The organism is Bacillus haikouensis, from assembly GCF_013179555.1.
GTDB lineage: Bacteria > Bacillota > Bacilli > Bacillales > Bacillaceae_B > Rossellomorea > Rossellomorea haikouensis_A.
Map to the genome: position 1 here is coordinate 1 of NZ_JABMCR010000142.1, position 11212 is coordinate 11212.

General features: G+C 40.3%; 9 protein-coding genes. 1 reads left to right on the top strand and 8 read right to left on the bottom strand.

What is annotated here, in order from left to right:
* From HP456_RS13990 to HP456_RS14015, 6 genes are all read right to left on the bottom strand, one after another.
* On the bottom strand, positions 1-821 hold an 821-nt coding region (locus HP456_RS13990; protein WP_172252114.1), incomplete at its 3' end, for a PstS family phosphate ABC transporter substrate-binding protein.
* 294 nt (positions 822-1115) lie between these two features.
* Positions 1116-3314: a peptidoglycan D,D-transpeptidase FtsI family protein gene (locus HP456_RS13995; RefSeq protein WP_376766218.1), complete on the bottom strand. Its 2199-nt coding sequence runs from the start codon at positions 3312-3314 to the stop codon at positions 1116-1118.
* Between the two features lie 134 nt (positions 3315-3448).
* The gene (locus HP456_RS14000; RefSeq protein ID WP_172252116.1) at positions 3449-4666 is read right to left on the bottom strand and encodes an MFS transporter; all 1218 of its coding nucleotides are present in this window, start codon (positions 4664-4666) and stop codon (positions 3449-3451) included.
* Positions 4667-4772: 106 nt separating this feature from the next.
* Entirely contained in the window at positions 4773-5381 is a 609-nt protein-coding gene (locus tag HP456_RS14005) for a superoxide dismutase (RefSeq protein WP_172252118.1), read from the bottom strand.
* Positions 5382-5548: 167 nt separating this feature from the next.
* Positions 5549-6028, bottom strand: a complete 480-nt coding sequence (locus HP456_RS14010; RefSeq protein ID WP_172252120.1) for a DUF456 domain-containing protein — start codon at positions 6026-6028, stop codon at positions 5549-5551.
* Positions 6029-6096: 68 nt separating this feature from the next.
* On the bottom strand, positions 6097-7725 hold the full coding sequence (locus tag HP456_RS14015) for a Na/Pi cotransporter family protein (protein ID WP_172252122.1): 1629 nt from the start codon (positions 7723-7725) through the stop codon (positions 6097-6099).
* Positions 7726-7974: 249 nt separating this feature from the next.
* On the opposite strand from HP456_RS14015, the gene HP456_RS14020 reads away from it, so the two are divergent.
* A complete protein-coding gene (locus tag HP456_RS14020) occupies positions 7975-8748 on the top strand; it encodes a DUF1189 domain-containing protein (protein ID WP_172252124.1) in 774 nt (257 codons plus the stop codon).
* A gap of 36 nt (positions 8749-8784) precedes the next feature.
* Here the strand turns inward: HP456_RS14020 and HP456_RS24840 are convergent, their stop codons facing one another.
* Both HP456_RS24840 and HP456_RS14030 read right to left on the bottom strand, forming a co-directional pair.
* Positions 8785-10512, bottom strand: coding sequence for a methyl-accepting chemotaxis protein (locus HP456_RS24840; protein WP_216663288.1), 1728 nt, complete (start codon positions 10510-10512; stop codon positions 8785-8787).
* Between the two features lie 79 nt (positions 10513-10591).
* Positions 10592-11212: MFS transporter (locus tag HP456_RS14030; protein WP_376766217.1), on the bottom strand; the 621-nt coding region annotated here is incomplete at its 5' end.

The following is an 11212-nucleotide window of genomic DNA, read 5'->3' on the forward strand; positions in this document are numbered from 1 at the left end:
ATGTAGTCATAAGCTGCTTCACTGTCTTTCATCGATTCATTTTTTGCATATACAAACAATGGACGGGATAATGGATAATCCCCACTTTCGACTGTTTCATTTGTCGGTTCTACACCATCGATCTTTACCACTTTCAGATTATCTTTATTGGCTAAATAGTGAGCATATCCAAAGAATCCAATTGCGTTTTTGTCACCTGTCACACCTGTAACAAGAACATTATCGTCTTCTGAAAGCTGGATATTTTGTCTGACCATATCTTTTTCTTCCAATACTTCTTCATGGAAGAAATCATATGTTCCTGAGTCTGTCCCCGGGGAAAAGAATTTAACTTCCTCATCCGGCCATTTTGGGTTGATGTCAGACCATTTCTTCGTCTTTCCATCTTCTAACCAAAGTTTTCTGAGATCTTCCATCGTCAGTTCTTCTATCCAGTCATTTTCCTTATTTACAACGACAGAAAGCCCGTCGTTCGCTACTTTAAATTCCGTAAAATCAATTCCTGCTTCTTCAAGACTACTCTTTTCTTCATCTTTGATTGGTCGGGACGCATTAGATAAATCTGTTTCTCCAGCGATGAACTTTTCAAATCCCCCGCCTGATCCGGAAACACCAATTGAAACTTTAACATCTGGTTGTACTGCAGCATATTCTTCGTTGATTGCTTCAGCGATCGGTGCGACAGTAGAAGAACCGTCAACTTTCACATTACCTGATAATTGTTCTCCATTACTTTCAGCCCCTCCGCTGGAACCACATGCACCTAATAGAAGTGCGGAGCCAACCATTGCTGACATTGCTAAATGTTTAAAGCTTTTCATTCCTAAATTCCCCCTAAGAAACTTGGTTGTTTTGTCCTACGAGTACTAGATTAATAGATAAGTGTTAATTGGGTTTTAATCGTTTGTAAAGGTTTTGTAAATTCGACAATTATTTATGTTTCAGCGCTTGAAAGGTATGTTAAAACACTTCTTACCCTTAAATATCGAGAAATTTATCCATTGATGACACGTAAGCTTTTTTACTTATTCATTTGAATGAAATCAATTCCATTGCATCTTTATTCCTATAAAAAAAAGCTGATCCTCATCAGGGATCAGCCTTTAGTCGTTTCATCAGTTATTTTCAACTCGATCTTCTTCTTGTCTTTTTTCTGCTTCATCAGCGTTTTCAATCTTTTTATTGACAGTTGTCGTGTCACCGGCTTCTTTTGCACGTTTCTTCTTCAGTTCAAAGTACTTGTCCATCACACGCTTTGAAATGTACTTATTCACGTAGGGATCCGCCACTCCACTTGCCTGCACATGTGAGGCTGGAACCATTGTTGCATACGCAACTTCAGGCTGATCGTATGGTGCATAACCGATCAGGGTTGTGTTGTAGCTAAGTTTACCGTCAATATATGTTTCAGCGGTTCCTGATTTACCAGCCGCATTATACGGAGCATCTTTGAACTGCGCATAAGCAGTACCTTCAGGTGAATGATAAACACGATAAAACCCTTTTTGGACATGTTCTATTTGAGATGACGTTGCTTCAATTCGGTTCAAGACATTTGTTTCTTTTTCGAATAATACCGGGCCGAGCATGTCCTTTTCATTTGTCGGCTCCCTGATCTCTTTCATGACATGAGGCTGCACACGGTACCCATCATTTGCGATGGTGGATACATACTGAGCAAGCTGCATTGTTGAATACGTGTCAAACTGCCCGATTGCGAAATCGAGAAGCAAACCTGGATTTGACATGGTCCCTTCAATTCCGGTTGCCTCACCTGGCAAATCTATTCCCGTTGACACCCCCAAACCGAATTGTGAAAAGTGATTACGGAACGTTTTAATTGCCTCGGGATTAATGCCCATAGTGGCACGGGGCACGTAGTGCTGTCCGTTTAATCTCATTGCAATTTTGAACATATAAGAGTTAGAGGATTTTTCAAGAGCGAATAAATCCGTCATTGGTATACTGCCGTACCGATTAAACCAAGAAGTCTTCGGTGTACCTTCCCTTCCGATGATAATAGGCTCATCTACTAATACTTCTCCCGGGGTCAGGTTGCCGGTCATATACCCTGTCAGCACCGTTGCGCCCTTCACGACTGAACCTACCTCATAAGTAGAGGTGAAAGTCCCGAGGGCGGCATCACGCATCTCATACTTGCCTGTTTCCGGATTCTTCACATACTGTTTCCCTGCCATCGCAAGGATTTCCCCGGTACTGGGATCCATCATGACAACATAGGCGCGGTCAAGGTCAGGCGACTCACTGCGATTGACCACTTGCTTCATCAACTCTTCTTCAATGATTTTTTCGACTTCACGCTGCAATTCCATATCAATCGTCAGAACGACATCTTTCCCCCGCTGTCCTTCCTGGATCAATAAAGATTCAAGCACACTTCCACCCTTTGTCACATTTTTAATCTGCTCTTTCTGTCCTTGAAGTACTTCTTCGTATTGAAGCTCAACATAGCTCTTGCCTACACGGTCATTCCGATTGTAATCCCTTGCGAGGTAGGAATTAACCAGATCCTTCGGCAGACCTTCCCGAGTGGACGATACATTTCCGAGAATCGTTCTTAACGTATCATCAAACACATACGATCGTTTCCAGTCAGTCGTCGTGTTAACACCCGGCAGCTCGCTTAAATGTTCACTGACCACTGCAAACTCCTCTGGTGTGACACCTTCATTCTTTACGATTTGAGGGTTCAGTGCATAACCAGTTGTAAATTCACGATAGATGGCTATCGTTTCCAAATCTTTTTTCGTCAAAGCCGAAAGCTCTTCTTCCGTGATACGGTCGAGTCTCATTTGATATACTTCAGCATTGACGTCTTCCTCTGATAATTCTTCATTATTTTGAAGCTTCTGTATTTCTTTCTCAGAAACTTTTTCTTCCGCTTTCTTCTCATTCTTGATGATCCAATAATCTTTCTTATCCCGTTCTGTCACTTCTTTGGCATCTTTCTCAATGTAGTCTGCAAGCTTTGCCGCTACCTCGAACATTTCTTCGATTGAAGTATTGTTGGTCCTTGTATAAGTGATGGCATTTAACGGGATGTTATCGACAATCACATTCCCATAGCGGTCGAAGATTTTCCCCCGGGGAACGCTTGTTTTGACGACGACATCTTCTGTTCGTTCTACTTCATTTTTATAACTTTCCCCATTCACAATCTGAACGAGTCCCAATCTCAGAACCAAAAGAGAGAATAACAAGAACACCGCAAAAAACAGCAAATTCATCCTTGCGGGGACATGTGTCTTTTTCTTTTTCTTACTTTTCTTCAAACGTTCCAGTCCTTCCTCTATGTAAAAATAATCGAATCAATTTTCTGTCCATCCTTTATTTTATAGAAAACAGACTCCTTTTTCTACTCTCAAGGCAAGGAAATCACAGAACAAAGGAAGGAAATAAATTCCTCCCTTTGAACGTATTTACATATTCAGGATGCGGGCAGCTCCACTTTTTTCACAAAAAAGTAAATCAACGTATGTCCGGCACCAAGGAGCATGAGAAGAACCGGAATGCTCTGATCTTGATTGAAATATGTGACGGCAATAATAAATGCCACAACCGAAACGATCCTTCCAAGGTTCAAAAATAGTTCTCTTACGACGATATATTCAATCCTCATTTCCGCAGCCTTCCATCCCGTACCGATGACGTCATACGTCATAGATATATAAGGTACCAGCAAAATCGGGTAGGCAATGGCAATCGTCGCAGCATACAACAATAATTTTGTATACGTCAGGTCGAATACGATAAGAAAGATCGAAAGGTAAAGCAGCATGCCCCCAAACAGAATGGCTTTCTTTCGAAAACGTTTCTTAATAAATCTCGAAACTGCATAATAACCGATAAAGGCTATCCCGGAATTGATCAGTCCGAACGTACCTATCGCAAACTCACTTCCAGTACTGATGAACACGAACACGGAAATGATGAACACAAAAGTCCCTTCACGAAGTCCCTGAAAAAAATGCGCATTGGTAATCAGCCGCCAGTTCTTATTATATTGTCTTTCTTTGAATATCCTTACAAATAAATAGCGACCGGAGGCAGGTCTTCTTTTCAAGAAAAAACTTAACAGAACAGCAACAGTGAATAACGCAAGGGATATACCAAATACGATTGTGTACCCCTTGAAAGATGTAAACCTTGAAATAATAAAACCAGCAAGTATGGGACCAAGCATCCCCCCTGCCGAAGTGAGCGTCCCGAGAAAGCCATTAAAGAAATCCCTCGTCTCCGGCTCCGTTATTTCAAATGTAAGTACATTAAATGCCAGCCAATAGAAACCATATCCTATTCCGAGCAATGCACCGAGGACAACCAATAAATTCTCGGCGGATTCCCCGAATGTAAGGACAGATATGTAAAACATGGCCAAAAAAATAACACCTAATCTAAGAACGATGACCCTGTCAACCTTCTTTGCAAGCCTGCCCGCTAAAATGAACGTTAAAGGCTGAAAAATGACAACTGTCAAGTTGTATATCCCGAGATCGATGAATTCACCTGATTGCTTCCATAGATAGATATTCACGAACGTGTTTGATAAAGCAATACTCAGTGAATACAATCCCCCGATCAACAATAACAATGAAAGGTCCCTTGTTAAATCAATGTCACCCAATATTCGTTTAAACCTGCTCATTTATAACTCCCCTTTTACGTACCCCTATCTTTTGAAAAAGGGCAGGAAGTTATACAAAAAAAAGAGAGGTTCTAAAAAGAACCTCTCTTACATGCAGATACTGCTATTATTTAGCAGAAGAATAACGCTTCGATACTTCATCCCAGTTCACTACATTCCAGAAAGCATTGATGTAGTCTGGACGACGGTTTTGATAATTTAAGTAGTAAGCATGCTCCCATACGTCAAGTCCAAGGATAGGAGTCTTTCCTTCCATCAGCGGGCTGTCCTGGTTCAGGGTACTTGTCACTTCTAATTCACCATTGTTGACTACAAGCCAAGCCCAGCCGGAACCGAAGCGTGTTGCACCAGCATTAGCGAATTCTTCTTTGAACTTGTCAAAGCTTCCGAACTTGGAAGTAATCGCGTCAGCTAATTCACCGCTTGGAGCTCCTCCGCCGTTTGGAGAAAGGACTGTCCAGAATAGGGAATGGTTAGCGTGACCGCCGCCATTGTTGCGTACAGCAGTACGAGCTCCTTCAGGAACTGCATCTAAATTGGAAACTAGATCTTCAATTGATTTGCTTAATAGTTCGTCGTGTCCTTGAAGAGCATCATTTACTTTCGTTACATATGCGTTATGGTGTTTTGTGTGGTGAATGTTCATTGTTTCCTTATCGATATGAGGCTCTAAAGCGTCATATGCATAAGGTAATTCAGGTAATTTGTAAGCCATAATAAAATTCCTCCCTATGTAAGTTTCCTGAAATCTTTTCAGGTCGTTTCAGTATAAGATTACCAAATCTCCTATATGTGTTCAAATAATTTGATTTGCTTTTCTTACAAAAATAAATTGCCCATCTACAGCTGGAACTATCCAAAAACAAAAACATCTTAACCAGATTAAATGACAAGAAAAAAGTAAATGACCATCACCAGCTGAATCAGGCCCTTGGTGAATACACTTGAGACAAATCCGACAACCGAGCCGATTCCAACTTTAATGGTTTTCTTAAATGATGACCGATGTACAATCCATTCACCGATGATTGCTCCAAGAAATGGACCAAGGATGATACCAAAGACAGGAATTATGAAAGGACCGATCAAAAGCCCGATCGTACTGCCCCATATCCCCGCCTTCGTACCGCCGAACCTTTTCACACCCACTAAATTCGCTAAGTAATCTGCACCGAATAGTAACACTACAAAAAGAATCTGCACGGTCCAGAAAAGCCAGTTAAACGGTGAGAATTCGAAGAATACACCATATAGCAAAAAGCTGGCCAACAAAAACAGAACACTTGGTATGATTGGATACACCAGCCCGACAAACGATATTGCCATCAGAATGATAATAATTGTCCAATAAAGGATATCCATGTTGCTGCCTCCCTTCTAAAAAAGACTGACTCAGCTTCTGAGTCAGTCTTTGACGCTGCTTGTTTATATTATTCTACACCTAATACTGCTTCTGCAATATTTACGGCATGGTCTCCTATACGTTCCAGATTGCTGATAATATCCACAAATACGATTCCTGCCTGTCCTGAACATTTTCCTTCATTTAAGCGAAGAATATGCTGCTTACGGAGCTTTCTTTCCATTTTATCGATTTTGTCTTCTTTTTCAGCAACTTCACGGGCGATGTCTGTATCGTTGAGATCCAGTGACTCAAGGGATCTCTCAACAGTATCGATCGTTAAATTGAACATCGTTTCCAGATCTTCCATAGCGTCATCTGTAATTTTCACCTTGTTAGATTGCTGATACTCGATCAACTCAACGATATTTTCAAAATGATCGCCGATCCGTTCGATGTCGCGTACAGTGTCCATCAAGATGGAATGACGTTCTGATTCCCCCTCTGATAATGAAGAAGAGGATAGGTCCACTAAATAATTCGTGATTTTCTTATCCAGGTTATTGATTGCTCCTTCAATCTGATAAGCAGCCTCTGAATTCTTCGAGCTTTTTGTCCTTAAGAATTCATTTGTTTCTTGTAAGCCTTTTACTGCAAATTGACCCATGCGAAGAACTTCTTCTTTCGCCTGTCCCAACGCGATGGAAGGCGATTGTTCGATAAATACGGGATCTAAATGCTTGGAATTTGAGTCAACAAAAGAATCCTGGCCGGGAATCAGTTTCGTTACAACTAGAGCTAACATTGCAATGAAAGGAAATTGAATGATTGTATTCGTAATATTGAATGTCCCATGTGCAAAGGCAATCGTCATTGGCTCATTCAAGTCCAATTGAGTCTGAAGGAACAAAACCATTTTCTCAAATAATGGAAGGGCAATCAGGAAGACTGTCGTTCCGATCAGGTTGAACATTACATGGACTGCAGCAGCTCTTCTTGCCGCTACCGATGCACCGAGTGCAGCTAATACTGCAGTGATTGTCGTTCCGATATTATCACCGAATAAAATCGGAAGTGCAGCATTGATATCTACCAGATTTGAACTATATAGTTCCTGCAAGATCCCGATGGTTGCCGAAGAACTTTGTACAATTACTGTAAATAATGTACCAATTACAACTCCGAGAATAGGATTGGAACTCATGCTTACCGTCAGATCATGGAAGGCTTCAAGTGATCGAAGCGGCTTCATTCCCCCGCCCATTAACTCCAGTCCATAGAATAAGGCACCAAAACCAAAGATCATCTGACCGAAGTTCTGAATTTTTTTATTCTTAAAGAAGAATAGCAGAATCGTACCGATTGCAATAATAGGCAATGCGTAAGCACCAATATCAAATCCGATGATGAATGCTGTCACAGTTGTACCGATATTGGCACCCATGATTACACCGATGGCTTGTCTCAGGGTCATGAATCCGGCGCTTACCAGACCAACAACGATAACTGTCGTACCACTGCTTGATTGAATCAGAACAGTAACGAAAATCCCTGCAAGTACACCCATGAATGGATTGGTCGTGAACTTATCGAGGATGTCTTTCAGGCGTTCCCCTGCAGACTTTTGCAGGCCGTCACCCATATACTTTATTCCAAAGAGGAATATCCCCAGCCCGCCAAAGAACTGGAACAACATCTCTTGCCAATTTAATTCCATTTTTTCAACCCCTACTTAGTTTTTCGACATTTAACAACAAAAACCCCATTCCATTTTTAATACATTTTATTGAATTCGTAAATAGTTTTTACTCCAAATTTACAATAGGTTAATAAAAGTGCAGTTATATTACAGTTCCATTACAAATTATAATTATTATTCATGTCTGTTTTTGGGTTATTCTTGCCTTTGACTTGGAATCAGGCTTAGAATGAATATGTGTTTTACTGAAAGGAGTACGTATTCGATATGAACCTGTTTCAACAATTGTATAAGAGTATTTATTCCCCTAAGGATATCTCAGCATTCCGTTTTCAGGGGATTGGTAAAACGATTCGGTACGTTTTTCTACTGACATTGATTTCTATTCTGCCCACAACTGTACAGTTCATCACATTTGCTTCCTCTTCTTTACAGTCTGTCAAGGAAGCTTTGAAGACTGAACTCCCTTCATTTTCAATTGAAGATGGCTCTCTTTCCTCAGAAATAAATCAGCCGATGACGGTCGAGAAGGACGATATGACCATCATATTTGATAGTACGGGTGAAATAGAGGAGAGCGACTTGGATATTGATGGAAATACAGTTGCTTTCCTTGAAAAACATTTGGTTGTAATCAATGATGGAAATAAGCAATCCAATGCTTACTCCGCTTTCAGTGATTTCTCTGTAACGGATGAAATGGTGATAAATGTGATCGACTCGATCCTTTCTTTAAAATGGATACTGCTTCCTGCCGCCTTGCTCATCCTTTATCTTTTCACTTCAGGGTTGATGTTTTTGAAAGTTACCATTTTCGCTATGATCGGAGTATTCATTGCCAAACTTATCAAGCGAAATATAAATTTCAGTCGAAGCTGGAGGATCGCTGCTTATTCAGCAACCGTTTCTACACTGTTTTTCACCCTGATGAATCTACTGCAAACTTCCATAGCAGCTGCTCCAATGTTGGACTGGTTCGTGCTGACAGTGATCATGTATCTGGCCATTAAAGAAATACCTCAGCCAAAGAAAAAAGCATAAAAATCGCCCCCTTACCTTTTCAGGGAAGGGGGTATTTTAAATATTCATTTGTTTACTGATCTTCCTTAGATCATTGGAGTTTATTAACAGTTCTTCTCCAATTTTATAAGTGGTGTTTAGTTTTCTTAACTGATTGTTAAACGCAGTCATCATCCCTTCAGTCCCTGCCATTGTTTCTTGAGCGACCGAGGAAAAAGCATCTGTAGAGTATTCTACTTTTGGTAAAGAGTCCTGCAAATAGCTTAAATCATTTCTAATGTTATCCAGAACTTCTGTGACTTCTCCTATATCCTTCTTCACTAAATCAAATGACTCCTTCGTACTTATTGCTTCATGTATTTGTTTGTTAAACTCAGAAATAAATAACGTAAACCTGGAAGCAGCATGCTCTGTAATGTCTTTCATTTTATGTATGGTACCAGAAATATTCCCCGTCGCATCCGCAGATTGTTCCGCAAGTTTTTTCACTTCTGCGGCTACCACCGCAAATCCTCTGCCTGATTCTCCGGCTCTTGCAGCCTCGATGGCTGCATTCAATGCTAGAAGCTTCGTTTGTTCAGCTATCTGTTGTATAAGCGATATGACTGATACAATCGACCTGGAGTGATCGTCGACATTCTTTATCACTTCGGCCATCGCAGTTAATTCTTGATAGAAGTCCTTTATTCCTTTCACCATATGATCTACATGGATTTCACCTTCATTTGCTGAAAGGTTCATGTTCCTCGTGCTACTTTGAACATTTTCCATTTTGCCAAATACTGCCTCAATAGAGCCCTTCATTTCATAAAAATAATGTACGCTTTGTTCAGAAGTACCGGCTGTCTCCTCTGCCCCTTTTTTTACCAGTCTGACTGTTTCCATCATCCTGCTGTTTTCATCAAGTATATCACTAGTAGACAATTGCAGTTTTTTTCCGGTAAGAGATAGATGTTCTGTTGTTTGATGAATATTTAAGATAAGGCCGCGCATTTTTTCAATCATCAATTGAAAGCTTTTTTGAAGAGAATTAATCTCAGGCATTGAAGTATCGATCGAAATTGTTGAATGCAAATCTCCATTACGTACTCTTTTCATTGCCTCCCTAAGTTCAGTTATCGGCGAAACCAGTCGATTCACGATAATCAGGACGATCATACATGCAGCTGCTATACATAAAGCAATCGCGATCATTGTAAAAATGGCAATTGAGTGAATATTTTTCATATAATTTTCCTGAGGGATGACAAGAACGTATTCCCCCTGCAATTCTTGGATGGTGTGATAAGCCAGCGTATATTTTTTTCCATCAATGGTTTTATGAGCAGTACCTTTTTCATTCTTTTCAATTTCCTTGATAAGTTCTGCTGGAAATTGAAGGTCTGTATTCTTACTCACTGAATACGGGATTGCGCGCTGATTCTGAATCAGAAAATATTGCGCTTCCAAATCGTCCTGTATCAATGCTGTATCCTGTTTTTTAATTATCCTGTCAAACTGTTCCTTAAACTGATCTTTCTTTCCTGCATTTATCAGCATTAGACTTTGAGCAATATCATTAATGGATGTCACCTCACGCGCTAAACGCTGTTCCATAAGATGAATGGCTGTTTTTTCTGATTGTACATACGTAATCGAGCCTATAATAGTACCTGTCAATACTACAGTGAACATCATTACGATTAATAACCGAGGCTTTAAACTGAAAGAATGTAAAAGATTTTGTTTTCGGACACTATAATTCTTGAAAGCGTTACTTAAGGATACCAAAGGTGTTTTCGGCATTTTTCTACTTCCTCCCCAACTTTTTCCTGTACTATCGTCTCAGATAAATGTTAAGGAAGTGTAAATAGAGTGTATATTTTTATTGAACTTTAGGTCTAAAGACCCATTCACGACGAATACAGATTAGCAGATACAGCAGAATGTTTAGTATTGAAAAAAGGAATGAAATGATATACATCTCAGCCAAATCTTCTTTCCACACCGAATAGGCAATCGGACCCATTGCCACCCCGAGAAACCTTACAGCACCATACATGCTTACGACAAACCCTCTCTCTCCTTCTTCCACACTTCCGGTAATAAAGGTATTGAGTACAGGAAGAATCAGGCCTAGTCCGCCGAAACATACGGTTATGCAGAATAGCAGTGACGCAAGTGATTGAAAGAAAATTAAAGCTCCTAGAGGAATCGTCATCAAACCGATTCCCCACTTGATATAGCTCCACCCCATCTCTTCATCACCCTTAACCGAACGAGCGCACCAAGTGGATGCAATCGTCATTGCCCCAAGCGGAAAAATAAAAGAAAACCCCTTGAAAAAACCGTCGATATGAAAAGTATTTTCAATATGGTAGGAAAGAAAGAACAGGATGCCGAATAATAGAAATAACCCGATACCCCCAATCAAATAAAGAGGGAGCAGCAATAAACTTTTAGTAGCAAAAACATCAACAAGATCTCCTGCATATTTCCTTAGTCC